The organism is Butyrivibrio sp. TB, from assembly GCF_900110805.1.
Lineage (GTDB): Bacteria > Bacillota > Clostridia > Lachnospirales > Lachnospiraceae > Butyrivibrio > Butyrivibrio fibrisolvens_C.
Window position 1 is genome coordinate 45,926 of the sequence record NZ_FOER01000008.1, and the last position, 25,620, is coordinate 71,545.

The following is a 25,620-nucleotide window of genomic DNA, read 5'->3' on the forward strand; positions in this document are numbered from 1 at the left end:
CTTACTTTGCCGTATGATGAATATTTCGGATCGGAATATTAGCATATAATGCCGGTACACTGTTAGCTCCGGTTTCATCCGTCTCCATCTGAGTAATATGAATATCCAGCTGATCTTTATCTACCTCAGCATATTTGGAAAGTACTTCAAGGATATCGCTTTTAATACGCTCCATTATTTCAGGTGAGCAATTAGCACGATCAGAGACAAGAACCATTTTAAGCCTGTCTTTTGCTACGTCACCTGAACTTTTTCTTTTGAACAAATCTGACAGTTTCATTGTACGTCTCCCCTTCCACCTGGTAGTTTATTATTTGCTGAATAATCTGCTGAAAAATCCTTTTTTAGACTCAAGATCCAGGAAAGGAACCTGCTCTCCATTAAGGCGTCTGCAGATATTCATATATGCCTGACCTGCAAGTGATTTACCGTTACCTGCAAGAGGAATACCTCTGTTAGTAGCAACTACTACGTCTTCGTCATCAGGAACGATTCCGAGAAGATTAACTGCAAGAACTTCTACAACGTCGTCAGCACTCATCATATCGCCACGCTTTACCATATCAGGTCTGAGTCTGTTAACGATAAGCTGAGAATCTTTCATCTCATTGGCCTCTAAAAGTCCTATGATTCTGTCTGCATCACGTACAGCTGATACCTCAGGAGTTGTAACAACAACTGCCTTGTCAGCACCTGCAATGGCATTCTTGAATCCCTGTTCTATACCTGCAGGGCAGTCAATGATAACATAATCAAACTGCTCTTTAAGCTCTGCTGTAAGCTTTTTCATCTGTTCTTCATTAACTGCATTTTTATCTCTCTGCTGTGCAGCTGCAATAAGATACAGATTTGAATTATCCTTATTTTTAATAAGAGCCTGTGCAAGTTTGCAATTGCCTTCAACAACATCAACAAGATTGTAAACAATACGGTTCTCAAGTCCAAGTACAACATCAAGGTTACGAAGACCTATATCTGTATCTACCAGAACTACCTTCTTGTTAAGTAGTGAAAGACCGGTTCCAAGATTGGCAGTAGTTGTGGTCTTACCTACGCCTCCCTTACCAGATGTAACAACTATAACTTCTCCCATTGTAGCCTTCCTCCAAAGAATAAATTTTATTAAAATCTATTGATCTGATCCATAAAGGATCAAATCAAGTAAAACAACCTAAAACATGTTATAGATCAGCAAATGTATCCTTGATACTTGCAAAATCCATAATTCTAAAACATCGATTGCATAAAATATCACTTAAAGAACTGATTGCTTCTAAGATATTTGCTATTAAATTCTGATCTTGCAATAGCTCCCTGATAAGTGTATGCAACTTCAGGACCTGATACTGTATTCTTGCCGGTTTTCCTTCTAAGAAGCCTTTTGGATTTAGAAACCGTCTCATCTTCAGATACAGCTATAGCATCAGCAATCCTAACCTGAAGAGGCTTAAAATCAGTAGCAACTACAAATGCGTTCTGATCGCCTGTTGCTCCGGCAAATGCATTGCCTTTTAAAGCTCCGAATACAAATATGCATCCTGCAGATACAATGCTTCCACCAGGATTAACATCGCCAAAGACGATTATAGAATGCTGAGATATGATCTCCTGTCCTGAACGAATATTACCAACATGAATTCTGGCATTAGCATCACCAATCTGTTCAAATGCTGCCTGATAAGCTTCATTATAAGCCTGGTCCATCAGCTGCTGTCTTTCTTCTCCTGACAGCTCAGGTCTTATAGCCTGTGGCTGAACCTGCTCTTTATAAGAATTCTCCGAAGATACAGCGCCCGATACCATCTTAGTAAAAGCTGCATCAAGCGGATGATCCTCATCAAGTATGCAGACAATGTTAAGCTGAGTAGTTCTTGAAATTATATCAAGGACCTCAGCCTCTTCTGCATCTGATAGCCTTCTCCCTCGTACTATAAGTCCCATACTGGAATGACCCAGGAAGGATGAAGCCTCTATAAACTTTTGTTCAATTAATTCTTTAAGCTGAATAAAAGGAATTGTTTCATCAAGTACCAGAATGATACCTGATTTTGTCCCCTTAATAGAAACTGGCTGTGCCATTTCTAAAACCTCATTTCAATACCATGCTGTCAGTATATAAAAACCACTGATGCACTTAATATTTTAACTCATTAATCAAATTCAGGCAATCGAGAATCCGATATATATTGACTTTATAATAATAATTATAGCTAAAGTTCAGTAAATTCGAGATACATTAATACCCATTAAGTCCCAAAACCGTCACAATACTATAAATACAGGCCTATGAGTCATCAAATATCTCTTGAAATAAAAAGGCTCCGGTTGTAACCGGAGCCCTGATAAACAAAGTTTTGATTATTTAAGTCCAGCCTGAGCCATAACTTCTTCTGCAAAGTTATCCTGCTTCTTCTCAATGCCTTCGCCTGTCTCAAAACGAACGAAGCTCTTGATAGTAAGATCAGCGCTGTTTGCCTTAGCAACCTGTGCGATATACTGAGCTACTGTCTGTTTGCCATCTTCAGCCTTTACATAAACCTGCTCGTTAAGGCAGATTTCTTTAAGCTCTTTGTTAAGACGACCAATAAGCATCTTCTCAAGGATCTGCTGAGGCTTTCTCTTCTCTTCAGGAAGTTCCTCATTTTCCTTTGTAGCCTGAGCAAGAAGGATCTCCTTCTCGTGCTCTTTGTATTCTGCAGGAACATCGTTCATATCTACATACTTAGGAGCAAGAGCTGCAACCTGCATAGCAACGTTGTGAAGAGCTTCTTTGATAGCATCGTTAACAACGTCTGTCTTAGCTTCTACAAGAACAGAGATACGTCCGCCACCGTGTACATAAGGTACAACGATACCTTCAGAAGCTGTAAGCTTCTGGAAACGACGGATATCGATCTTCTCAGAGATAACTGCTGTGATCTCTACGAGAGCTTCCTTAACAGTCTTGCTGGAATCCTCATTCCATGCCTCGTTCATGAAAGAATCAAGGTCTGCAGAATCAGAATTAACTGCCTGTGTAGCTACTGCATTAACGAATGCCTGGAACTTCTCATTCTTAGCAACGAAGTCTGTCTCAGAGTTAACTTCAACAACTGCTGCAGTCTTCTCATCCTTAACAGCTACTGCTGTAAGACCCTCAGCAGCGATACGGCTAGCCTTCTTCTCAGCCTTAGCCTGACCGTTCTTTCTGAGGAACTCAACTGCTGCATCCATATCTCCATCAGAAGCAGAAAGAGCCTTTTTGCACTCCATCATTCCTGCGCCTGTTGATTCACGTAATTCTTTTACCATTGCTGCTGTAATAGCTGCCATTGTTTTATTCTCCTTCTCTTCGATAATGAAAAATTATTCAGCGTCCTGAGCTTCAGCTTCCTCAGTTGCAGGTACTTCATTCTCAGCACCCTGCTTAGCTTCGATAACAGCGTCTGCCATCTTACCAACAAGAAGCTTAACTGCACGGATAGCATCATCGTTACCAGGGATGATGTAATCAAGCTCTTCAGGATCGCAGTTTGTATCACAGATACCAACAAGTGTGATTCCAAGTGCGTGAGCTTCCTGGATGCAGATGTGTTCCTTCTTAGGATCTACTACGAAGATTGCATCAGGGATTCTCTTCATATCACGGATACCGCCGATGTTTCTCTGAAGCTTATCAAGCTCCTTCTTAAGACCAGCAACTTCCTTCTTAGGAAGAACTTCGAATGTTCCATCAGCCTGCATTCTCTCGATATCTTTCATGCGCTGAATTCTTGACTGTATTGTAGAGAAGTTTGTAAGCATACCGCCGAGCCATCTCTCGTTAACATAGTACATACCGCAACGAAGAGCTTCTTCCTTAACAGCATCCTGAGCCTGCTTCTTAGTACCTACGAAAAGAACTGTACCGCCCTGCTCAGCGATCTCGAAGATTGCCTTGTAAGCTTCGTCAACCTTGCCTACTGACTTCTGAAGATCGATAATGTGAATATTGTTTCTCTCTGTGAAGATGTAAGGAGCCATCTTAGGGTTCCATCTTCTTGTCTGGTGTCCGAAGTGTACACCTGCTTCAAGTAACTGTTTCATTGTAACAACGCTCATGATATTACCTCCATTTGGTTATTCTTCCGTACATCTTTACTCTAAGTTCCGTGGCGGCGTCGTGCCCCGGAGAGATCAGCTTCCAACTGCAATGCAGCACCCGAAAGCATAACAGACATACGTGATTGATTTGTTATAGTAGAAATCCATGAGGACATAAATATCCCATGAAATTTCCACAGCTCTATTACATTAACACAACCAAAGAGCTTATGCAAGGCTTTTTTGCATATTTAGGAGTAAAATAAGCAAAAAACATATATTAAAACAAGATCACAAAAAAGCCCATCACCTCCCGGTGATGAGCTTTGCTATCTCTTCATATGAGGAACCTGCGGTAATATAGTAGGTTCCGGATCTTATATATCTGTCTATACCTCTCGATACAAGATATGCATCAAAAGCCGCCGCATCATCTATAGCGCCTGCATTTTGAAGCACTCTGCAGACAGATGCCGAGTCGCTTCCTCCAGGAATCTGGACTACTACAGACTGACCTGCCTGATCACTTCCTGAAGTATTCTGACTTGAAGCTGTAGTATCAGTACTGTTTGTTCCTGATTCTGTTGTATCAGAGTCTCCCGTACTTGTCTGACCTTCGCTCAAACCGGCTGTATCTGTGCCCACTACATCTGAATCTGTATTACCTGCTTTCGAAGTATCTGTTTTTGTAGTATCTGTTTTTGTAGTATCTGTTTTTGTATCATCTTTCTTAGAAGTATCAGCTTGACCATTGTCGGTAGCTGTATCACTATTCTTCTTACTATCGTCCGTTACAGCATAGGCTTCGCCGTCCTCGGTTTCAATCTCCTGTTCATTATTTTTTGAAGTATCGCTTGATTTAGACTCTCCGGCCTGTTCATTAGCTTTGGCATCGCTTGATTTTGATAGTGCCTGCGATATTGCTTCTTCAGCTTCGCTATCTTCTTTCGAAATAGAGTCACTTGTCGAAGTGAGTTCATCGTCGATCGTTTTAGATACTTCTTTTCCTTCTTCAGATACTTCATTGCCCGCTTGCGAAGTGGCAGAAGCATCCAAAGGATACGCAGTAGCGTAAAGTGTCCCTTCGCTTTCTTTGCTTTCATCAGTTTCCTCCACCGGTGTCACAAGTACTGTAGCATTGTCTGAATCAGATTCAGACCCTTTTCCTATATCAACACCGCCGAATATCAAAAGTGCCAAAGCACCTATCAAAAGACCTATCCCAAGACCTCGCAAATATAATTTTAGTTTCATGCTCCTCCTTTCAAGCTAAGAGGCTATGTGCCGCAAGCTGTTCAAAAACGGACGAGTTTACCAATGCTAAATCTGTCTTTTTCTCTTATTCTTCTGAGCAAGTTCTATTACAAGACCTACTTCGCCAACTCCAAGTCCAAGCTCTCTTGCGATCGCAATGTTGGATTTTCCGGCTTCATGCATCTCCATGATCTTATTGTTCTGACGAGCCTGCTCACCGGCATCATCATCTTCTCTTACAGAGCGCTGAGCATCTGCTATCGGGATCACCTTGTCAGATACAGGATCTGTTGTAGCTGCAGCTATAGCCCTAACTGCTTCCATCTCATCTGTGAGTGCGCTATAGTCTTCTTCGTTATTATCAGTACTTCCAAATACTCTTGCAAACTGCTGATCAAGATCCTCACTGGACAGATGCTGCGTAGCTCCAAGAGGTGCAAACCCGGAACTCTTGGCATCTATTCCGTCAAACATGTTCTGATCTGCTCCAGGAGATGATTTACCGGCTCTTACATCGCCAAATACGGAGCTTCCTGCCTTTTTATTATTTCTATCAGTAGCAGCTCTGGCCTGTTGTATACCACTTACAGTTCCATCAAGTTCATAGCCATCAATTCCTAGATTTTCAAAAAAATTGGAAGCTGCAGCATTGTGAAAAGAAACAGGAGGTGTTGCCGCATCATAAAATCCTGCTGCAGAATTAGAATCAGGCGGCGCTATATTGGCTGATCCGGGATTTATTCCATGAGCCATCATGCTGACTTTAGTGGCAGCTTCTCTTGCCTGCCTGGCCGTTATCTCTGCATCAAGAACCGTCTGGTTGACCTTCTCCTGAGCCTTGGCAGCTTCATCTACTGTAGAAGTGAGATTTTTCTGCTTGTCATTCAACATATCATACATGAACATAACTTCATCATGATTCTTATGGATATCATTCATGACAGTATCAGCATACTCACTGATAGCACTCATCTTCTCATTGGTAATACGATCAAGTCCTCTCTCTGTCTTAATAAGAGATTCCTCAATCGTATCATCTATCTGCTGTTGAATTTTATCGTGGGATTTTTCGATCGTCTTATGAACAGCCTGCGCAACGGCAGACTCCATAGATTTTTGATCATCCTTCTCAAGCTCCTTGCCTATAGGAAGGATAAAACCAAGAACTATAGCAGCCACTCCGCCTACAAGTAAAATGATAACACCAATTCCCATCAAGTCCTCCTTACCTTTGTTTATGGAAAAACAAAGGCATAACCCAAGTCATAAAAAATATTACTAAACATTCAGTCAAGAGGCGCTACCCTTACGTCTCCTTCCTTTTCAACAAACTTGCTGTACTTAACGGCTTTATCTACAGTCATGGACAATTCCCCGATTGTTATGACTGTTCCTGCGTTGCATATTCCATTAACTGTTACATATGCATTATGAGTCTGTGATAGCGTATCCTGAAGCTCCATCAGATTCTCTGATTTTTCATTAATATCACTTTCAAGCTGAGCCTTCATAGCCATAAGCTTCTTGGCATAAGCTGCCTGATCAGGAGCAAGAACCGTTCCTGCCTGAAGTTTTTTTACAATTCCATCTATAGTAGGTCTGATCTGCTGCAGGTTCTTGTTCTCTTCACCTATCTCTTTCATAAGATCGCGGATCCTTACCTTGAGCGAAGGATCAACTCCAACGTCAATCCTTGTGGTGGTTCCCATCTCACCGCCTATAGTTATGACGTTTATGCTCTCTCCGGCTATCACATGGCCACCTACTATAAATCCCTTATTGCCGGTTACATTAACCTCAGTCCCTGCCTGCACATCAGAATGAAGGATGGATTCTGCGTTAACGCTTCCGCCTGCAACAACCTTTGCATTTTCTATGAACTTGGTGACAATATTGCCTCCGGCCTTTATGAGACCGCCTCCGGCTCCATTGACACCCCTTTCAAGGATTATATCAGCTCCGGCTTCCAGTACAGCACCTTCGATAGTGCCCTTGACCTCAATATTGCCACCAGCCTTAACACTGAATCCTGAGGCAATATTACCGGCAACAGCCACGCTTCCGTCATAATCAATATTGCCTGTAGCAACATCCACATTCTTAAGGTTAAGGACGTTGGACACAACAACCTTACCATCCTGAAGCGACACATGCCCGGATTTTTCAGCACTAATTGTAAGCTTATCTTCCGAAAGCTTAACATTCTGTCCAAAATGAAGGCTTTTAACCTTAACACTCCTGGGCTTAACCTGATTGCCATAAACACTTGTCCCATAGTCCCCCATATCCGCAGGAGTCAGGACAGCAAGAAGATCACCCTCTTTGCAGTGATTTATGATATTAAGATTATGATAGTCAACCGATCCGTCCTCATTGAGCGATGGACGAGGCTTTTTACTGGTTCCGAATTTATATTCTATAACAGCATCGCTGCCATCTCTTGGGTGCTTACCCCTTGCGATGACGATGTCCTTACAATATTCTCTATTAGAAAAAAAATTATCAATAGCATCCTTGTCGACGCCAAACCTGATCTTTTTAAGCACCAGATCGCCTATAACTTCTTTTGAATCAGTAAGCTGACCAGGCTCCCCGCCGCTAACATTTTCAGAAGGCGGATAAAAACGAACTGACACAGACATCTGATCTTGCGCTATAGTCATAACATACTGTTCTCTAACAGGATTCACCTTATTCTGAGTAAAATAAACAGGCTCAGCACCCTTTTTTTTGACAGCTTCATTAACAGCCAGAATATCATAGCCGATCCTGTTTCTGTCCAGATATTCAGTTATCTCACCTGTAGTAACCTCCGCACAGCCGTCTGTTGCATCAAAAACCCTGACACCTGTACCGGATTTGCCTATAACAAGCTGAAAATATCCGTTCATAAGATCAATATATTCTCCTGAAATTCCAGTATATAAAACCGCCTCAAAAAGGCATATGTCAATACTATCGTCTATGGATCTCGTTATCACGCTCTATCTGTCAGAATACCCATGTACTTGCCCATCTTGCCTCGCATCTTCTGAAGAGCACGAGTATGAAGCTGCGATACTCTTGATTCCGAAACCTCTAAAATGTTGCTGATTTCTTTCAAAGTAAGCTCTTCGTAATAATACAAAAGGATAACTTTTCGTTCTTTTTCTGTGAGCAATTCCAAGGCTTCTCCCAGCATTTTCTTGAGTTCTGCCTTCTCAATAACTTCCTCGGGCTTATCAAATCTGGCACCATGATTACGATCCTCAGGTACATCTGATCCCTGTTCCATAAACTCATTAAGGGATATGACACCTGTGACCTTCATCTGGCTCTGCCAATTAAGATATTCCTCTTCAGAGATATTCATCTTCTTGGCTATCTCGGCATCAGTCGCAACATGTCCGCTCTCTGCCTCAACCTCTTTGATGGCTATATCTATCTTTTTCTGACGATCCCTTATAGTACGGGGAATCCAGTCCATCTTCCTGATCTGATCGAGGATAGCTCCGCGGATACGAAGAGATGCATATGTCTCGAACTTGACATCCTTCAAAGTATCAAACTTGTCAATAGCATCGATAAGGCCGAATATGCCATAGCCTACAAGGTCATCATACTCGACATTAAACCCAAGATACATAGAAAGTCTGCCCGCAACCAGTTTTACAAGCGGAGCATATTCAAGTATCAGCTTTTCTCTTATTTCGGGAAGTTTTGAATTTTCATATTCTTTCCATAACTTGATTCTTGCTGCTTCATCCATGTAGCGCTTACCCCCATGTTCTAGTATTTATGAGCATAATCTTATATTTATAGAATGAATTAAATAAAAAATATACTAGAAAAAAAGATCCTCTTCTTCTTTTACCGCTGCCTTCGCCTGAGCAATCAAAGCTTCTTCCTCTTTCCTTGCTTTTTCCTCATCTTTCAGGCGTTCCTGTTCCAGTCTTCTGTCAATCCAGTTCTTTACCGCCTCTTCTTCATATTTTTCCACCATATTCTGGAGTACTGCTCCAAAAAAAAGAAAAAGAACCATGGAAGCAAATACTACGATGTACCATCTGGCAGTGGGCATATTATCAAAGAATGTAAAAATAGCAATAACCGCAGACCCAAACAAAGTAACAAAAGGAGCTATCAGCTTTGTTTTAGGATCTATCAAAACTTTATAATTGACCTTGATGATCTCGTTTTTGTTCTTGGCTTTTTCATTTTTGCGAATGACTCTTATGATATTCTCAACCCTGGGATCTTTCCACATCTCAGGATGATCATCTACTATCTCTTCTTCATCAGGGCCTTCGTCCATTGTCTCTTCGCCTTGAACATCGATATCTTCATCACTCATATGATCTTCTCCGGTTTACCGACAGCTCTGATGACATAGTCACCCGTTTCAGGATAGAAAATAACCGTTCTACCAAAGTTAAGACCTGTATCCTGCGATAATACTCTGATACCAAGTTCTTTGAGCGTCTTTAAAGAAGCTGCAACATTGCGATCGCCTACATGCATACTGGCGCTTGCAGATTGAAATGCAAACATTGTAGCTCCGCCGGCAATTTTGGCAACCATCCTGCTTTTGGACGCACCAAGAGCTTCCATGCGTTTTACGAGTTCTCTGATACCTGTATCAGCGAATTTCGGAACATTATTATTGTTCCTGATCTCCGTCGAATCCGGAAGCATTATATGCGCAAGGCCTCCGATTTTGGTAACAGGATCTCGTATCGCTATACCGCAGCAAGAGCCAAGACCAAGGGTCGTAATACCATCCGGGGCTTTACAAGTATTCAGATCAGCCATCCCTACTTTTATTATTTCAGACATGCATAATCCTCATAAAATACTGTTTATATCCTCAATCAAACATGGAAACATCAATTCCAAGGGACCCAAGGATTTTCTTATAACCATCAATATCCGGTAGTAAAATAAAGTAACCGCTTATCTGAACATCATCTGAAAAACGGTTTTCTATAAGAAGAAGTTTATCTCCCATGAGTCCGAATTCGATAGCCGGAACTGACAGGATGGCACCTGCCATATCAACGGCAACATAAGGAACCGATGGAATCATCTTCAAGTTTGTCATTGTAGCAAGGGAATTTAGATATGAACCGGTAATGATATTACCGATTTCCTTAAGAGCAGAAAGTTCCATTTCGTCAAATGGTTCATCTTCAGGCTTGTCCTGCATGATAAGTTTGTTAGCAAGATATCTGGCTTCCTTCTGTCCGGTAAGGAACATGATAGAGCCATCTACATCACCTTCCATGCGTAGATAAATACCGGCCATAATCTGGTCCGCACCGCCCATACAGTCGCCTACATCTTTGAATTCAAGAAGTTTTACACTGGGAACTGACATATCAACCTTGGCACCAAGCATCTGTGCAAGGGCTGTTGTTGCATTGCCTGCACCGATATTGCCAAGTTCTTTGAGCACATCGTAATATTGCTCGGAAAGAGCATCAAGACTTAAATCAGCCAAATCGTACCCTCCTGATCTTTAAAAGCTTCCCGGAAAGGAATCATTGAATGGATGTACTTCCATGTATTATATAAAGAGAGAACTATTTGTTATTTTCGTTCTCTCTTTATATAGTATCACATTTTCATTTTAATTTTAATATTATATCGTTATTCTTTCTTTTCTTTTGCAGTTTCAGGATCGAGTGCGGTCAGATCAAGAATTGATACAAGTCCGCCTTCGTATTTACCTACTCCTGAGATGAACTTTCCATTGGTCTTCTTGGTCTTTTCATCAAATGAGAGCTTGTCAATGTTGCGAGAACCGATATTAAGAACCTGGTTGACCTGATCGACTATGATGCCAAGAAGTTCACCTTCATCTCCGATCTTAAGGATGATGATACGGCTCTTGTTGGTGATAACATCCTCTTCCATTCCCATGAGGATACGAATACTCATTACAGGAACGATAACGCCTCTGATATTGAGAACGCCCTTGAAATAGTCATCAACCTTAGGAACTCTTGTAATATTCTGCATTCTGACAATATTATCTATATACTTGATGTCGATACCATACTGCTCATCAGCAAGCTTGATGATAATATACTGAACAATTTCTCCTATATCTTGTGTATCTCTGAGTGCATCCATTATTATTATCCTCCAATCTGATTGGTATCAAGAATAAGTGCGATCTCACCATCACCAAGGATAGTAGCACCACTGATGAATCTGCACTTTGTCATGTACTTACCAAGAGGCTTGATAACGATTTCCAGCTGACCCTCAAGTTTATCGATAACAAGACCAACCTGCTGATCGCCGCGCTTAGTGATAACAACGATCATATCTTCATTAGGATCGTTGGTTGACTGATTCTCAAGAACTTCATTCATTCTGATAAGTCTTGTTACACTGCCTCTAAGGTTGATAACCTCTTTATTGGATACAAATTTGATATCCGATACAGGAACGTTCTCAATGGACTGAATAGAATCAAGCGGAATAGCATATTTCTCGCCGCCGACTTCAACCATAAGACCCTGGATAATAGCAAGTGTAAGAGGAAGTCTGATGATCCAGGTGGATCCTTCTCCGAGCTTGGTATTAACAGTAACTGTACCCGACAACGACTCAACCTTACTCTTAACAACGTCAAGACCTACACCTCTACCTGAAATCTCAGATACCTGCTTGGCAGTTGAGAATCCCGGGTGGAACAAAAGCTCTATTGCCTGCTGTTCTGTGAGAACGTCAGCTTCTTCACGGGTCATGATACCCTTTTCAACAGCTTTGTTTCTGACAACATTGGCATCGATACCATTACCGTCATCACCAACTTCGATGACAACTGAGTTACCATCCTGATAAGCATGAAGGAAAATCTGTCCTGTCTCATCCTTACCACGGGCAAGTCTTGTCTCTGCATCTTCGATACCATGGTCTGCACTGTTTCTAAGAAGGTGCATAAGCGGATCACCAATCTCATCTACAACAGTACGGTCCATTTCTGTCTCTTCACCGGTCATTGTCAGTTCCATCTTCTTACCAAGAGTCTTGGTAAGATCTCTGATCATACGAGGGAACTTCTGAAGTACGGATTCAATAGGAACCATTCGTACTTTCATAACTGATTCGTGAAGGTTGGTTGTTACTGATTCAAGATATTCTATCTGTTCAGCAACATTACTATTCTGTATTCCTGCTGATTCTGTAGCAGATATCAGCGAGTTCTTGGCAATAATAAGCTCAGATACCTGGTTCATAAGGGAATCGAGCTTCTCTGTATCAACACGGATAGTTCTTGATACAACAGGCTTACCTGCCGGTTTCTTGGCTTCAGCAGTCTTATTTGCTTCTGCAGGCTTAGCTTTAGGTGCAGGAGCAGGTGTTGCAGCTGCAGGTGCAGGTGCTGCGGGTGCAGCAGGCGCAGGAGCTGCAGGTGCAGGTGCTTCAGCTGCAGGCGCTGCTGCAGGTGCATCCGGATCGAATTCACCTATATCAACAGACTCGATCTCAGATACGTTCTTGGCAATCTCTGCAACCTTCTCAGGATCATCTGTATCAGTTACAACTATAAGAGAGAAAGTAAATTCAAACTTCTCATCTTCTATATCCTGATTGCTTGGATCAGAAGCTACAACTTCACCTATATCTTCAAGACCCTTAACTACAAGGAAAGCTCTTGCAGCCTTAAGAAGACATGTATCCTGAATCTTGACAGTAAGACCGAATACTCTGCGGCTATCCGCAATACCCTTCTTGATAGCTTCTTTGGCATTATCATCAAGAGGAACAAGATGCCAGTCCCCATGAGCTACAGCAGGAGCTGCCGGTGCCGCGGGTGCCGCTGCACTTTCAGCAGGAGCTGCTGCAGGAGCTGCTGCAGGGGCTGCATCTTCTCCGGACTTACCTGCCCTTATATCAGCAAGAGCCTTGATAAGGTCTGCGTTTTCCTCAGTTCCTTCATCCTGAGAAGACTCAATATTATCAACATATTCCTGAACAGCATCCAGACATTTAAACAAGGTATCTGTCATATGCGTATCAACTTTGAGTGTGCCATTACGCACATCAGAGAATACGTCTTCCATATCATGAGTCAGCTGCTGCATGCGCTTATAGCCCATGGTACCAGCCATACCCTTCATGGAATGCGCCGCACGGAATATCTCGTTGACACAGTCTTCATTGGTAGGATCATCTTCCAGAGTCATAATAGCATCATTCAGAGTCTGGATATGTTCCTTAGCTTCATCAAGAAACACGCCTAGATATTGGGAAGTATCCATTTTTTATTACCCTCCTTGAAGAGTTATCAATGGAATGAAGGCGTGTTCCTTAGATACAACCCTCAGGTCACACCAACATTCATTACTATTTCCTGTGCAATCTTATCCAAAGATACCACCTGATTGGAAAGTCCGGCAGTAGCTACAGCTCTCGGCATTCCGTAAACTGTACAGGATTCTTCATCCTGAGAGATAACATGCACTTTTTTACTTGCTTTAAGATTCTTGATTCCTTCAGTTCCGTCAGCTCCCATGCCGGTCATGACTACACATACAACTTCATCATAGGAAGAATTTGCAAGTGATTCGTACATGAAATTGGCACTTGGCTTAACACCTTCTCTTGTAGGTCCATCCTTAAAATGAATCACAAACTTACCGGAAGCATTCTTCTCTATATGCATATGTATACCGCCTTTGGCGATATATACGGTTCCTCTTTGCAGTTCATCACCTTCTGCCGCCTCCTTGACATGGATCTCGGACAGAGAGTCAAGACGTGTAGCAAGTGAAGCTGTAAAGCCAACCGGCATATGCTGCACCAGAACAACAGGTGCTTTGAGATTTTTTGGAAGCTTAGGTATTACCGCCTGAAGAGCTCTTGGACCGCCTGTAGATGAAGCAATTGCGACGATCTTATTACCGGATATACTGGCTGTATTCTTCTGAACAGCCTGTATTATCTGCTTATCAATCTTTTTATCGGCGGGTTTATCAGTTTTATTAACACTTACAATTGTAGGCAGTTTTGAAACACTGACGCTCCAAAGGGTTGTGAGGAAATCCTTGGTAAAATCCTCTCCTTTGCAGGCAGAAGCTCTATCCGGCTTATGAACGAAGTCTATTGCTCCAAGTTCCAGCGCATCCATTGTGACCTTGGCGCCTTCTACAGTATCAGTGCTGGCCATCATAGTGCGAATTCTGATCTTTTCTTCGTTCAATTTCTTAAGAAGCTCGATGCCATTCATCTTGGGCATGTTAACATCAAGGACCATGACATCATATGTATTCGACTTCTTCAGCATTTCAAGTGCCTCGACACCGTCTCTGGCTGTCGCTTCCACATGAAACTTCGAATCTGAATTAATGATATCACTGAGTACGCTTCTCATAAGTGCAGAGTCATCAACCAGAAAAATTTTTTTCATATTTTCGCCTACTTTCTGTCTTTATTACGTTTATAGTTACCCGTCGTTACAGGACGTAACAAGAAAATGTCCAGAAGTACAGGGATGTACTTCTTATGATCTACGCATCATTTTACGTTCTTCTTCGAAGATGTAATGAATTATATCTTCTCTATCATCCTCATTTATATTGGTATACTTCACTCTGTGTTCAAAGCTCCCCTGCTTGTTCTCAAGTTCTCTTGTCTTAAGTATCTGTCCTATGATCCTGTAATCCTTAAGAACACCTTTTTGAGGAAGCTGATAACATATGTACAGCCTGGTATTCTCGGCCATCCTTTCAGATGCTATAAATCTGATACCACCGCCGCTTATATCAACGATCATACCCTTAGCCATAGGAAGTTCTTCATCTATTGAGAAAAAAGGACTGTCCTTAATAGCTTCATCCTCTTCATCCGAAAGGCTCCTGAATTTAAAATTAATAGCACAACTGAATCTGTAATATTCTCTTCGTTGGAGCTTGGAAAGCGGACTTGTAAGTTCCAGTGTCAGAATATACATATTGTTGGACCTGTATCTGTCCTCAACTCTGCCAGTGCACTGAAGCAGCCCCTTGTCTGAGTAGAATACGATGTTATAGATACCATCTACAGGAAGAAGCTGAAGTTGTCCCTTCTCCATAGGCATCATGACATCTATACTCTCTTCGGATATGATATCGTATATCTTGCTGGCATAAGATTTTCTATCACCACTGTTGTCACTATAACCACTTGAATATGTCTGAAGTTCTATTCTGTTTCCCGGTATGATGTAATCAGATAGCATGTCATCCTTTCGTGCCGCTCACGGCCTCGGCTGTGGTAGATTCAAGTTTTCTGCTCTTAATGATATGTGAAAAGAAAGCTGCCATACCTCTTGGCTGTACCTCCGGCTCAGTGCCCAAAGCCCCGCTCAGATTTCTGGCAATACTTTCAAATGATCTAACCGACTTTGCATTCGGAAAAGCAATCGACACAGGCGATTGCTGCATAACAGCATTAGATAGCTGCTGGTCCTGCGGAATAGAGCCAAGATAAGTCAAAGGAAGCTTTAAGTACCTGTTGGAAACCGCACTAAGCTTATGGTAGAGCTGCTGGCCCTCCGCCTCGGATCCGACTCTGTTCGAGACCGTTTTGATAACAGTATCTTCCCTACTAAATCTGGGATGGTGATTAAGCGCTTTAAGAAGTGAGTAGGAATCAGTGATGGATGTTGGTTCCGGAGTAGTCACCAGTATGATCTCGCCGCTTGCAACCAGAAATTCCAGAACAGCATCAGAGATACCTGCTCCCGTATCTACAATTATTGTATCGGCTATTGCATCCAGTTCCGCAAGATTAACTATTATATAAACAAGATAATCTCTTGAAAGATTATACATACCCGATATCCCGGAACCTCCGGAGATAAAGCCTACGCCCATAGGTCCCCAGGTTATGATCTCTTTAATATTTTTGCCCTGATATATAAGATCGCACAGATTATGTTTAGGAACAGTCCCGAACATGATCTCAATATTGGCAAGCCCGAAATCTGCATCAAGGATTATGACCCTCTGTCCCATCTTTCGAAACTGAATGGCCAGATTGATAGCAACATTACTCTTGCCAACACCGCCTTTGCCGCTGGTTACGGTTATAACCCTGGCAAGAGGTCTGTTGGATCTTGACGAATTTGCATTTTTTATAATATTCCTAAGCTGACTAGCCTGATCCTGCATACACAATCCCCCGGATACCTGACCGCCTAAAGCCTCATTTTATGATCACAGCGTGCCTTTGCCTCCCAAAAGGCTCTTAACAACCCTCTGCGCGTCAAATACCGCAATATCATCAGGAACATTCTGACCATTTGTGATATAAGACATAGGAGCACCGGTATGAAGCCTTATATTGTAGAGATTGCCAACCGCACCGGTTTCATCCATTTTGGTAAAAATAAGCTTGTAGTCAAAATCCTCTTTATACGCATCCACGATCTCTAAAAGATCACGGTACTTGGTAGATGCGCTCATTACAAGGAAGGTATCCGTATCCATCTTTTCTTTAAGTGCATCCACAAATTTGCCCACTTCACTCTTTTGCTCATCATTGTGAATAGAATGTCCTGCTGTATCCACCATGATATAATCCATATCCTGAAAATCATCAGCAGCCTTCCTTATATCCTCTACGCTATAGATGACTCTGAATGGAATCTCCAGAATAGAAGCATAGGTTCGAAGCTGCTCTGCAGCAGCAATCCTGTATGTATCAACTGTTATAAGTGCAACTTTCTTGTGAGCTGTTACAGACAGGTTAGATGCAAGCTTGGCAATAGTAGTAGTCTTGCCTACGCCTGTTGGTCCTATAAATATTTCAGCCTTGACGCCATTTTCAGAAGGAGTGATCTCTTCAGGCTTGCCAAACTTAAGTATCATCTTCTGATACACATTGCTAAGAAAGTATTCAAGCGGTATACCCGGCCTTGCAAATCTGTGAGCTTCATCAGTAAGCTCATTAACATAGCGCTCGTCAACTTCATTCTCGATCATAGTGTTATATAAGAGCTTGATAAAAGACAAAGTCTCATCCGGAATAGGATCATCCTTGGAATTTACATTAGTACTATTGTTAGAAGACGCATTCGTGCTTTCTTTATGTTCCAAAGCGTCTTTAGAAGACCCGGCATCCTTTTGCGGACGCACAATATTCTGTTCAAGAAGTGAATGAAGAGAGTCAAGCTTTTCTTCAATAACTGAATTGGAAGATGGAACAGTGACTCCTGCCCTTTCAAGGACAGCCGAAGAAGCCGTGGCATTCTCTGCTGCAACGGCATTGGAAGTAGCAAGTTTTAATGAATCGGCTCCAGCGACTTTAAGAGGCGGAAGTATACCGGACTGAGCTGCCTTGACAAGTTTTTTATTAATGTCTACAGGCTCTTCCACAGCGGTAGTTTCCTTGTCCTTATCAGGCGTTATCTGACTTTTTTTAGGGCGCACTATTCTATCAGACAGATCAGGTTCTTCTTCAAGAGCAACCGTCACCTCTGTTTTGGGCTTTTGAAGAAAAGACCAAAAGCCAACTCTTCGCACAGGTCTGACATTCATCACTACTATCCCTGTACCAAGTTCATCTCTTGCCTGCTGCGTGGCATCTTCTTCTGTTTTACCAACAAACTTCTTGATGATCATAGGCCTCTTTTCCTAATGTCAATCATTTATAATCCCTGTATCCAAAGTTCTTAATTGTTGTTGAAAAAACTTATGCCGTTACCATTCCAACCGACTGAAGCTCAACATCACTCTCTACCTCGTTATAAGATATAACGATCAGATCTTTGTAAGCATCTTCAGTCATCTTCTTAAAATACATCCTTACGATAGGCGAAGTCATAACAATAGGACTTCTGCCGTTATCTTCAAGCTTCTTGGCCTGGGTTACCACGCTCTTAAGTATAGCCCTCGTCCTCTCAGGATCAAGTGTAAGATATGCGCCGGTCTCTGTCTGTTTGACAGATCCCATGATCTCCTGCTCCACCTTGGGATCAAGCGTTACTACACTTGTAGTCTCACCTGATATGAAATACTTATTGGATATAGCTCTCTTGAGGCTCTGACGTACATATTCAGTAAGTATGTCCGTATCATGAGTACTGGGCGCATAATCAGCAAGTGTCTCGAATATAGTAACAAGGTCTCTTATGGATATACCTTCAGAAAGAAGATTCTGAAGTACCTTCTCTATCTCACCAAGGCTCATAAGCTTTGGTACAAGCTCATCAACAAGTGCCGAGTTGTTCTCTTTAAGGTTATTGACAAGATTCTGTACATCCTGCCTTGTAAGAAGTTCTGCTATATGCTCTCTTATTACTTCAGTAAGGTGCGTTGCGATTATAGACGGCGGATCAACTACAGTGTAGCCCATTGATTCAGCCCTCTCTCTGGCTCTCAGTGATCCATATAGCCGGCAGATGGAAGGAAGGTTCGAAAGTGGGTATACCTGTGATCTCCTCTTCTACATGTCCCGGATTCATTGCCATATAGTGATCAAACAGGATCTCGCCCTCGCTTATCTGTATACCTTTTATTTTAATAATATACTGGTTAGGATTGAGCTGGATATTATCACGAAGACGTATGATAGGAACTACGGTTCCAAGTTCCAGTGCAATCTGACGCCTTATCATAACAACTCTGTCCAGAAGGTCTCCGCCCTGATTGACATCAGCAAGGGGGATGATACCATAACCAAACTCAAGCTCAATAGGATCCACCTGAAGAAGCGAATTAACATTCTCGGGCTGCCTTATCTCTTCTGCTTCTGTCTCTTCTTCCTGAGCCGCCGCCTCTTCTGTAGATGCCTCCTCAACCCTTTGCTGCATCATCCTTGCACCAAATATATATACAGCACCTATAGCCACATATATAACAGGTGGAAGTGGAGAAAAAAGTCCAAGGAATGCTACTACAGCGCCCACAAGGTACATAACCTTAGGAAGTCCGAAAACCTGCTTGATAAGAGTATGTCCAAAATCCGACTCTCCCGCGCCCTTGGTTACAAGAACACCAGTTGCAAGTGACGTACACAAAGAAGGGATTGAAGATACAAGACCGTCACCTATAGTCAGTATCGTGTACTTGTCAACAGCTTCATTCATAGGAAGTCCCTGTCTTAGAACTCCCATAAGAATACCACCTACAATGTTGACAGCAGTAATGATAAGGCCTGCAGTAGCATCTCCCTTAACATACTTGGAAGCACCGTCCATGTTACCAAAAAAGGTTGCTTCCTGCTGTATATGATCACGTCTTCTCTTGGCTTCCTTGTCATCTATAACACCCGTATTAAGATCGGCATCGATAGCCATCTGCTTACCGGGCATAGCATCAAGTGTAAATCTTGCAGTAACTTCAGATACACGTTCAGAACCTTTATTGATAACTACGAACTGAACGATTATAAGGATAAAATATACGATAATACCAATAATAAGATCACCGGCACCAACGAACTCACCGAATACTTCGATGACTTTGCCGGGATCACCTGTAGTAAGTATAAGTCTTGTAGATGAAACGTTCAGAGCTATTCTAAATACTGTTGTACATAGAAGCATTGTAGGATAAAAGCTCATATCCAGAGCTTCCTTGACATACATGGCATTAAACAAAATAGCAAATGCCATAGACAGGTCGACTGCAAGGAGAAGATCCATAAGCCATGCAGGAATAGGGATGATGAGCATGATAAGAGCAGATACTACGTAAAGTGCAACGCCGTAGTCAAATACCAGCTCAGTGAACTTCTTACGATTCATAAGCATCCCCCTTTCCCTACCACTCTATAAGAAGGATATCCATCATAGAATGGTCGAAAATTGCACTAACCCTAACACCTTAATGATATTTTATCAAAGAATCTCCGTAATTTCATCACTTTTTATAAAAATATGTACGATTTTTTGTATAATTCTTGAGATTGAGCATCTTGTGCCAGCCAAACATATGTTTGGAAAGTTTGAGTTTACTATTATATTTTGCCCTGAAGCTTGTAGACATATGCCAGTACTTCCGCTACAGCCTTGTAGAGCTCCGGGGGGATGAATTCGCCTATCTCAACATTGGCATAGAGCATTCTCGCAAGAGGCTTATCTTCTACTATCTCAATATTGTTTTCTTTGGCAGCTTCTTTTATCTTCATAGCTACATAGTCGGCACCTTTGGCGATGACTTTGGGAGCAGGGTCCTCATCCTGATTATATACAAGAGCTACCGCATAATGAGTCGGGTTAGTGATGACAACGTCCGCTTTGGGGAGTTCTTTCATCATACGGCGCTGGGATGCTTCTCTCATCTTCTGCTTCTGTTTGGACTTGACCTGAGGATCACCTTCTGTATCCTTATACTCATCCTTGACTTCCTGCTTGGTCATCTTCATGTCTTCACGGAATTTATGCTTTTGGTATATAAAATCTGCCGCAGCGATAATGATATATACAAAAGCGCAGCGAAGTCCAAGATCTATGATTATATCTCCCATAAGGGCAATCCCCTGACGAAGAGGCATATCATAGAGCAGGAACAGTGACTCATCTCTCCCTGTCAAGGTCACATATACGACTATAGATATAAGACCTATCTTCATAAGGGATTTAACCAGATTAAACAGTGACTGAACCGAGAAGATACGCTTGATACCGTTTAGAGGATTGAGCTTACTGAACTTGGGTTTCATAGGCTCTGTTGTTATCTTGAAGCCGAACTGAACTATATTGCAGATAAGAGCAAGAGCAAAGCCCGCGATAAGAAACGGAAGCACCGTAATAAGAGCTATTATTATGATCTTAACAAAAAGGGAATCGAAAGTAGTTTTAGGAATATATCCATCCACCATCACGATAGTGTCTGGAATATTGCCATAGATATCATTAAAAAGGAATACAAAATTAGTTCCAAGATATTCTTTATAAATGCTTAGTATGATAAAAAAAGCAAAAAGATCCGCTGCCACGGTTATCTCCTGACTCTTGGCAACCTGACCTTTTTTTCTTGCATCATTTAATCGTTTACCGGTAGCTTCTTCAGTCTTCTCACCGCCAGGACCTTCTTTGGCAAAAAACTGAAGATCATATCTAAGGCGTAAGTCCATAAGCGAACTCCTGGATCAGTATTTTCATCTGATCGAATACAAAATCAGATGCAATCGATAACATAGAGCTTGTAAGAAACAAAATTCCAAGTCCCACTAATATCTTGAGCTGCATACCCACAGCGAACATGTTGAGCTGAGGTGATACCTTGGCAAGGATACCAAGGACAATATTCATGGTAAAAGATACTATAAACACAGGAAGTGTGATTCTAAAACCTATGACCATGTAATCTTTCATGAATTCAAGCATAGTCCTTAAAAGGAAATGCATCTGGAAGTCGGCTCCGTTTACAGGGATTATGGTAAAAGAGTCTGCAAGTGCCTTTATAAGATATCTGTACATGCCGCTTATTATAAGCATTATCATGAGCATCTGCTGGTACAGTGCTCCTGTTATTGTCACGTTGGTATTGGTGGCAGGATCCATGATAGATACCATGGAAAGACCTGTCATCATGTCTATGATCTGTCCTGCAAAGCTTCCTATCTGCATACAGATAAGTGCCGCAAAAGCAAGTATTGCTCCTGACAAGACTTCTTTTATGACTATGAAGGCATAACCATATACTGTGGAATAATTAAGGCCTGCTCTTGGGGCTACGTCATAGAGGACTATGGCAATAAAGAGCGAAAAGGCAACTTTGTATCTTGCAGGGATTCCTCTTGCTGAGAAAAAAGGCGCAACAAATACAAACGCAGATACGCGCACGAGGATCAAAAGAAAATATTCAAGATCTCCATAAGTAAAGGTTACGTCTATCATTGGCTTTGGGGTATAAGTTTAAAGGTGATTGATTCATACTTGCCAAGGTACTTGAATCAATGATTCAAGGAGTGGCCGCGCTAATTAGTGAATATAAAGAGAAAAGTCTGACCAGAGTTTTGTCATAAAGTCTGATATTTGAGTACCCATGTAACTTCCTAGGAAAATCAAACAGCCAAAGGCAACTAGGAGTTTAGGCACGAAAGTCAGCGTCTGTTCTTGGATCGATGTAACCGTCTGGAATATTGAGATTATTAGGCCCATGATAAGGGAAGCCAGGAGCATGGGGCCTCCGACTTTGATAACTAAGAATAGTGCATCTCTTATGATCTGATTAACAACTCCGGCATCCATAGGCGCCTCCGTGAATTTACATCTGTATTAAAGCGTTTTAAAAAAACTAACGCAAATCCGCACTACGTGCTACTTTGCTCATGTTTGGAGGGTCAAAAGTTATACTAATAGAAAGTTTTAACCAGGCTTCCTATTATAAGGTTCCAGCCGTCGGCTAGGACGAATAGCAGGATTTTAAAAGGCATTGAGATCGTAGTTGGTGGCAGCATCATCATACCCATTGACATGAGTACTGAAGCTACTACCATATCGATCACTATAAATGGAATGTAGATAAGAAAGCCTATGATGAATCCTGTTCTTAATTCACTTATCATAAATGATGGAACCAGGACTGTTGTAGGTATGTCATCCAAGGTACCGTCCCATTCATCGCCGCTTATCTCCATGAACATGACTACGTCCTTACGCTGGGTCTGAGGATACATGAACTCTCTTATGGGTTTCATGGCACTGTCTAGTAGTTCCTGTTGTGTTAATTCGCCATTTTCAAAGGGGACGTATGCTTCGTTATATACTCTTAGTATAGTCGGCTGCATGATAAAGAATGTCAGAAACAAAGCCAGTCCTATTATTACCATGTTAGGAGGGGCTGTCTGTGTATTAAGTGCTGTTCGGGTAAAGTGAAGAACCAGGATGATCCTCGTAAAAGAGGTCATCATGATGATAAAAGAAGGCAGCAGCGCAAGTAAAGTAAGTGTTATGAAAATGCGCAGTGCACCATTAATTTCGCCGTTACCGTTGTCATAAGTAACAGTGACATAGTTGGCTATATTAAGTTCCGATAGATCTTCTGCCGTTTGAGCCGTGCCGGGTTCTGTGATATTGGTACGTTCATCGTCAGTACCTGTAAGATGATAATCCGGTTCTATTGTAGGGTCAGTATCCGTGGTGTCGTCAACGTAAACCGTTCCGGCCTCGGTCGCATAAGATACTATTGGAATAGCAAAGAAAAGAAAGGCCACCATACCCGCAAATGCTACGGTGCTGATGACAGCCGTAGAATAAAGCCGGCGTATGTTGTCCTTTCCCTTAGGATTTCTCATATTCCGCTTATTCCCCCGCTATCGCGACATTATCGGCGATATATTATCGCTGCAAACCCTGTTTAATTTTGTCCATGACATCTCTGAAGGAATTCATAGAAGTCTCCTCATGCGAAATCGCTTCCACGTCCTCGGATGAAAGCTCGCAGAGTTTTTCTATGGAATCCTTGCTCACAGCTATTGCCACATACTTTTGGCCAATACGTATTATCTGTACATATTGGCTTGGGCTAAGGCGCATAACTTCAACAGATTCAATGTTGGTATTCACAGAATGATTTTTCTGATATCCAGCAATAAATCTGGTGGTAAAATATGTCAGCACCAGTATAACTATGAATAGAAATATCACAGTCAAAAACTGAGCAAATGCTGTAAGATCCAACTTATCCTATTACCTTCTTGACAGCCTCGAGAACGCGGTCTGCCTGGAAAGGCTTAACAATAAAGTCACGAGCGCCTGACTGTATAGCTTCAACAACCATGGCCTGCTGACCCATTGCTGAACACATGATAACTACTGCCTTAGGATCACCTTCTTTGATCTTCTTCAAAGCCTGTATTCCATCCATCTCAGGCATAGTGATATCCATAAGCACAAGATCCGGATGAAGCTCGTTGTACTTCTCTACAGCCTTAGCTCCATTCTCTGCTTCGCCTGCGACATTGTAGCCATTTTTTGTAAGAATATCCTTGATCATCATTCTCATAAATGCTGCGTCATCACAAACTAACACATTTTTTGCCATCGCTCATTCTCCATTTCTTTAAGTAAGTTTTTTGTTGTCAGTATTATGTTAATCGCAATCTGCGTTGAATATATCGGACAGATTTGCAAATAACTTTACATCTTTAATAAATGATACAAAACCCTTTTACTTAATTATCTCAGTGACTCTTACACCAAAGCTTTCATCGATTACAACTACTTCGCCTTTGGCTACGTACTTGCCGTTTACAAGTACATCAACGGGTTCACCTGCGACTTTGTCAAGCTCTATAATCGTACCCGGTGCAAAATCAAGGATATCGGATATAGGTTTGTGAGTACGTCCAAGCTCTACTGTGACTTCCAAAGGAACATCTTTGATAAGCGTGATGTTCTCTCCGCCTGCGATAAGCTGCCCGTCCGGTGAGAAGTTTTGGAAGGATGCCGGCTGCACGTTCATGTTCTGCATAGGCATCATCATAGGCTGCTGCATCATCATGGGTTGCCCCATCATAGGCTGACCCATCATTGGCTGTCCCATCATCTGGGACTGATCCATAGAAGGCGCTGCAGCTTCCGGTCCGGGTGCTGCCGGAGCCGGTGAAGGTGCCGGCGCAGGAGCCGGTTCTCCTGGTGGTGGGAGCTGATCCTCTTTAGTGCTTGTAATAAAAGTATCGTACAAACTCTTCGCAAAGTCAACGGGATACAGTTGCATAATTGACGAATCTACGAGATCACCAATCTGCATCTTAAAGGTAATCCTTACGAAAGTACCCCTTAAAAATTCAGCGATCTCACCGGGATCCGTATCCATTGCTGCAAGGAGTGTTGCCTGCGGAGGTGAGATATCAACTTTCTGGTCGATCATAGATGAAAGAGCGGTCGCAGCAGCACCCATCATCTGGTTCATAGCTTCAGAAATAGCGGACAGCTGCAGCTCTCCGATCTCTCCATCCTGAATATTAGTACCGTCACCACCCATCATAAGATCTGTAATGACCATAACATCATGTTCTTTTAATATCATGATGTTACTTCCATCAAGACCTATAGTGTACTTGATCTGTACGAATACACATGGCCTTTCATAATCCGCCATGAGTCTGTCCCAGTTACAAAGTGTAACTCTGGGGGTTGTGATATTAACCTTCTGGTTAACGAGTGAGAATAGTGTTGTCGCGGAAGAACCCATACTGATATTGGCAACTTCGCCAACCGCATCTTTCTCGACATCAGTAAGAAGGGATTCATCAATCTCACTACTCATAGCGCCACCTCCGGCCGGTGCACTGTCACCGGAATCCGCACCACCGGATGTATCCATCCCTTCCAAGAGGGCGTTGATCTCATCCTGAGAGAGTGTTCCGTCCATC

At 42.2% G+C, this 25,620-nt stretch carries 25 protein-coding genes and 1 pseudogene; all 26 read right to left on the reverse strand.

Translation table 11 applies throughout. From position 1 onward, the window contains the following. Nucleotide 1 precedes the first annotated feature (1 nt). A complete protein-coding gene (gene minE, locus BMX21_RS06935; RefSeq protein WP_022752835.1) occupies nt 2-280 on the reverse strand; it encodes a cell division topological specificity factor MinE in 279 nt (92 codons plus the stop codon). Between the two features lie 30 nt (nt 281-310). Then, nucleotides 311-1,093, reverse strand: a complete 783-nt coding sequence (gene minD / locus BMX21_RS06940) for a septum site-determining protein MinD (RefSeq protein WP_022752836.1) — start codon at nt 1,091-1,093, stop codon at nt 311-313. Between the two features lie 158 nt (nt 1,094-1,251). Beyond that, complete coding sequence (locus tag BMX21_RS06945; protein ID WP_022752837.1) at nt 1,252-2,079, reverse strand: septum site-determining protein MinC; 828 nt, start codon at nt 2,077-2,079, stop codon at nt 1,252-1,254. A gap of 279 nt (nt 2,080-2,358) precedes the next feature. Beyond that, nucleotides 2,359-3,312, reverse strand: a complete 954-nt coding sequence (gene tsf / locus BMX21_RS06950; protein WP_092042713.1) for a translation elongation factor Ts — start codon at nt 3,310-3,312, stop codon at nt 2,359-2,361. A 33-nt stretch (nt 3,313-3,345) separates the two neighbouring features. Next, a complete protein-coding gene (gene rpsB / locus BMX21_RS06955; RefSeq protein ID WP_092042716.1) occupies nt 3,346-4,080 on the reverse strand; it encodes a 30S ribosomal protein S2 in 735 nt (244 codons plus the stop codon). Between the two features lie 288 nt (nt 4,081-4,368). Continuing rightward, a complete protein-coding gene (locus tag BMX21_RS06960; protein ID WP_092042719.1) occupies nt 4,369-5,316 on the reverse strand; it encodes a hypothetical protein in 948 nt (315 codons plus the stop codon). A 66-nt stretch (nt 5,317-5,382) separates the two neighbouring features. Beyond that, nucleotides 5,383-6,531, reverse strand: coding sequence for a DUF6115 domain-containing protein (locus tag BMX21_RS06965; protein WP_092042721.1), 1,149 nt, complete (start codon nt 6,529-6,531; stop codon nt 5,383-5,385). 71 nt (nt 6,532-6,602) lie between these two features. Next, nucleotides 6,603-8,207, reverse strand: coding sequence for a DUF342 domain-containing protein (locus tag BMX21_RS06970; RefSeq protein WP_092042724.1), 1,605 nt, complete (start codon nt 8,205-8,207; stop codon nt 6,603-6,605). Between the two features lie 86 nt (nt 8,208-8,293). After that, entirely contained in the window at nt 8,294-9,064 is a 771-nt protein-coding gene (locus tag BMX21_RS06975; protein WP_022752843.1) for a FliA/WhiG family RNA polymerase sigma factor, read from the reverse strand. Between the two features lie 75 nt (nt 9,065-9,139). Beyond that, nucleotides 9,140-9,649 (reverse strand): hypothetical protein, encoded by a 510-nt coding sequence (locus BMX21_RS06980; protein ID WP_092042727.1) that lies wholly within the window; start codon nt 9,647-9,649, stop codon nt 9,140-9,142. Beyond that, nucleotides 9,646-10,131 (reverse strand): chemotaxis protein CheD, encoded by a 486-nt coding sequence (locus BMX21_RS06985; protein ID WP_092042730.1) that lies wholly within the window; start codon nt 10,129-10,131, stop codon nt 9,646-9,648. The genes BMX21_RS06980 and BMX21_RS06985 overlap by 4 nt, the downstream gene beginning before the upstream one ends. Before the next feature lie 31 nt (nt 10,132-10,162). Continuing rightward, the gene (locus BMX21_RS06990; protein ID WP_022752846.1) at nt 10,163-10,795 is read right to left on the reverse strand and encodes a chemotaxis protein CheC; all 633 of its coding nucleotides are present in this window, start codon (nt 10,793-10,795) and stop codon (nt 10,163-10,165) included. Nucleotides 10,796-10,944: 149 nt separating this feature from the next. Continuing rightward, nucleotides 10,945-11,430 carry a chemotaxis protein CheW gene (locus BMX21_RS06995; protein ID WP_022752847.1) on the reverse strand — a complete coding sequence of 162 codons (486 nt, stop codon included), beginning with the start codon at nt 11,428-11,430 and terminating at the stop codon, nt 10,945-10,947. Nucleotides 11,431-11,435: 5 nt separating this feature from the next. Continuing rightward, a complete protein-coding gene (locus BMX21_RS07000; protein WP_092042733.1) occupies nt 11,436-13,571 on the reverse strand; it encodes a chemotaxis protein CheA in 2,136 nt (711 codons plus the stop codon). 62 nt (nt 13,572-13,633) lie between these two features. Beyond that, nucleotides 13,634-14,719, reverse strand: a complete 1,086-nt coding sequence (locus BMX21_RS07005; RefSeq protein ID WP_092042736.1) for a protein-glutamate methylesterase/protein-glutamine glutaminase — start codon at nt 14,717-14,719, stop codon at nt 13,634-13,636. Nucleotides 14,720-14,812: 93 nt separating this feature from the next. Continuing rightward, the gene (locus BMX21_RS07010) at nt 14,813-15,529 is read right to left on the reverse strand and encodes a flagellar brake protein (RefSeq protein WP_092042739.1); all 717 of its coding nucleotides are present in this window, start codon (nt 15,527-15,529) and stop codon (nt 14,813-14,815) included. A 1-nt stretch (nt 15,530) separates the two neighbouring features. Then, nucleotides 15,531-16,463 carry a MinD/ParA family protein gene (locus BMX21_RS07015; protein WP_092042742.1) on the reverse strand — a complete coding sequence of 311 codons (933 nt, stop codon included), beginning with the start codon at nt 16,461-16,463 and terminating at the stop codon, nt 15,531-15,533. 45 nt (nt 16,464-16,508) lie between these two features. Beyond that, nucleotides 16,509-17,915 (reverse strand): flagellar biosynthesis protein FlhF, encoded by a 1,407-nt coding sequence (gene flhF, locus BMX21_RS07020; RefSeq protein ID WP_092042745.1) that lies wholly within the window; start codon nt 17,913-17,915, stop codon nt 16,509-16,511. 70 nt (nt 17,916-17,985) lie between these two features. Next, nucleotides 17,986-20,041: pseudogene (gene flhA / locus BMX21_RS07025) on the reverse strand (flagellar biosynthesis protein FlhA). A gap of 212 nt (nt 20,042-20,253) precedes the next feature. After that, nucleotides 20,254-21,372 carry a flagellar biosynthesis protein FlhB gene (gene flhB / locus BMX21_RS07030; RefSeq protein WP_092042747.1) on the reverse strand — a complete coding sequence of 373 codons (1,119 nt, stop codon included), beginning with the start codon at nt 21,370-21,372 and terminating at the stop codon, nt 20,254-20,256. Further along, a complete protein-coding gene (locus BMX21_RS07035) occupies nt 21,356-22,138 on the reverse strand; it encodes a flagellar biosynthetic protein FliR (RefSeq protein WP_092042749.1) in 783 nt (260 codons plus the stop codon). The genes flhB and BMX21_RS07035 overlap by 17 nt, the downstream gene beginning before the upstream one ends. An 84-nt stretch (nt 22,139-22,222) precedes the next feature. Beyond that, nucleotides 22,223-22,492 (reverse strand): flagellar biosynthesis protein FliQ, encoded by a 270-nt coding sequence (gene fliQ / locus BMX21_RS07040; RefSeq protein WP_092042751.1) that lies wholly within the window; start codon nt 22,490-22,492, stop codon nt 22,223-22,225. Between the two features lie 104 nt (nt 22,493-22,596). Beyond that, the gene (gene fliP, locus BMX21_RS07045) at nt 22,597-23,538 is read right to left on the reverse strand and encodes a flagellar type III secretion system pore protein FliP (protein WP_242952890.1); all 942 of its coding nucleotides are present in this window, start codon (nt 23,536-23,538) and stop codon (nt 22,597-22,599) included. A 43-nt stretch (nt 23,539-23,581) separates the two neighbouring features. Then, nucleotides 23,582-23,923, reverse strand: coding sequence for a flagellar biosynthetic protein FliO (locus BMX21_RS07050; protein ID WP_092042753.1), 342 nt, complete (start codon nt 23,921-23,923; stop codon nt 23,582-23,584). Between the two features lies 1 nt (nt 23,924). Continuing rightward, nucleotides 23,925-24,287: a response regulator gene (locus BMX21_RS07055; protein WP_022752859.1), complete on the reverse strand. Its 363-nt coding sequence runs from the start codon at nt 24,285-24,287 to the stop codon at nt 23,925-23,927. A gap of 126 nt (nt 24,288-24,413) precedes the next feature. Further along, the gene (gene fliY, locus BMX21_RS07060; protein ID WP_022752860.1) at nt 24,414-25,619 is read right to left on the reverse strand and encodes a flagellar motor switch phosphatase FliY; all 1,206 of its coding nucleotides are present in this window, start codon (nt 25,617-25,619) and stop codon (nt 24,414-24,416) included. Between the last annotated feature and the right edge of the window lies 1 nt (nt 25,620).

What these genes read in the sequence shown, in the direction of transcription:
- BMX21_RS06975 (WP_022752843.1), bottom strand. Translation starts at nt 9,064, where the DNA reads ATGGATGAAGCAGCAAGAATCAAGTTATGGAAAGAATATGAAAATTCA.
- BMX21_RS07005 (WP_092042736.1), bottom strand. Translation starts at nt 14,719, where the DNA reads ATGAAAAAAATTTTTCTGGTTGATGACTCTGCACTTATGAGAAGCGTA.
- BMX21_RS07010 (WP_092042739.1), bottom strand. Translation starts at nt 15,529, where the DNA reads ATGCTATCTGATTACATCATACCGGGAAACAGAATAGAACTTCAGACA.
- BMX21_RS06980 (WP_092042727.1), bottom strand. Translation starts at nt 9,649, where the DNA reads ATGAGTGATGAAGATATCGATGTTCAAGGCGAAGAGACAATGGACGAA.
- fliQ (WP_092042751.1), bottom strand. Translation starts at nt 22,492, where the DNA reads ATGGATGCCGGAGTTGTTAATCAGATCATAAGAGATGCACTATTCTTA.
- BMX21_RS06945 (WP_022752837.1), bottom strand. Translation starts at nt 2,079, where the DNA reads ATGGCACAGCCAGTTTCTATTAAGGGGACAAAATCAGGTATCATTCTG.
- BMX21_RS07015 (WP_092042742.1), bottom strand. Translation starts at nt 16,463, where the DNA reads ATGCAGGATCAGGCTAGTCAGCTTAGGAATATTATAAAAAATGCAAAT.
- rpsB (WP_092042716.1), bottom strand. Translation starts at nt 4,080, where the DNA reads ATGAGCGTTGTTACAATGAAACAGTTACTTGAAGCAGGTGTACACTTC.
- BMX21_RS06970 (WP_092042724.1), bottom strand. Translation starts at nt 8,207, where the DNA reads ATGAACGGATATTTTCAGCTTGTTATAGGCAAATCCGGTACAGGTGTC.
- minD (WP_022752836.1), bottom strand. Translation starts at nt 1,093, where the DNA reads ATGGGAGAAGTTATAGTTGTTACATCTGGTAAGGGAGGCGTAGGTAAG.
- flhF (WP_092042745.1), bottom strand. Translation starts at nt 17,915, where the DNA reads ATGATCATCAAGAAGTTTGTTGGTAAAACAGAAGAAGATGCCACGCAG.
- BMX21_RS07055 (WP_022752859.1), bottom strand. Translation starts at nt 24,287, where the DNA reads ATGGCAAAAAATGTGTTAGTTTGTGATGACGCAGCATTTATGAGAATG.
- BMX21_RS07035 (WP_092042749.1), bottom strand. Translation starts at nt 22,138, where the DNA reads ATGATAGACGTAACCTTTACTTATGGAGATCTTGAATATTTTCTTTTG.
- BMX21_RS06965 (WP_092042721.1), bottom strand. Translation starts at nt 6,531, where the DNA reads ATGGGAATTGGTGTTATCATTTTACTTGTAGGCGGAGTGGCTGCTATA.
- flhB (WP_092042747.1), bottom strand. Translation starts at nt 21,372, where the DNA reads ATGGACTTACGCCTTAGATATGATCTTCAGTTTTTTGCCAAAGAAGGT.
- minE (WP_022752835.1), bottom strand. Translation starts at nt 280, where the DNA reads ATGAAACTGTCAGATTTGTTCAAAAGAAAAAGTTCAGGTGACGTAGCA.
- BMX21_RS06960 (WP_092042719.1), bottom strand. Translation starts at nt 5,316, where the DNA reads ATGAAACTAAAATTATATTTGCGAGGTCTTGGGATAGGTCTTTTGATA.
- tsf (WP_092042713.1), bottom strand. Translation starts at nt 3,312, where the DNA reads ATGGCAGCTATTACAGCAGCAATGGTAAAAGAATTACGTGAATCAACA.
- BMX21_RS06995 (WP_022752847.1), bottom strand. Translation starts at nt 11,430, where the DNA reads ATGGATGCACTCAGAGATACACAAGATATAGGAGAAATTGTTCAGTAT.
- fliP (WP_242952890.1), bottom strand. Translation starts at nt 23,538, where the DNA reads ATGAGAAATCCTAAGGGAAAGGACAACATACGCCGGCTTTATTCTACG.
- fliY (WP_022752860.1), bottom strand. Translation starts at nt 25,619, where the DNA reads ATGGACGGAACACTCTCTCAGGATGAGATCAACGCCCTCTTGGAAGGG.
- BMX21_RS06985 (WP_092042730.1), bottom strand. Translation starts at nt 10,131, where the DNA reads ATGTCTGAAATAATAAAAGTAGGGATGGCTGATCTGAATACTTGTAAA.
- BMX21_RS07000 (WP_092042733.1), bottom strand. Translation starts at nt 13,571, where the DNA reads ATGGATACTTCCCAATATCTAGGCGTGTTTCTTGATGAAGCTAAGGAA.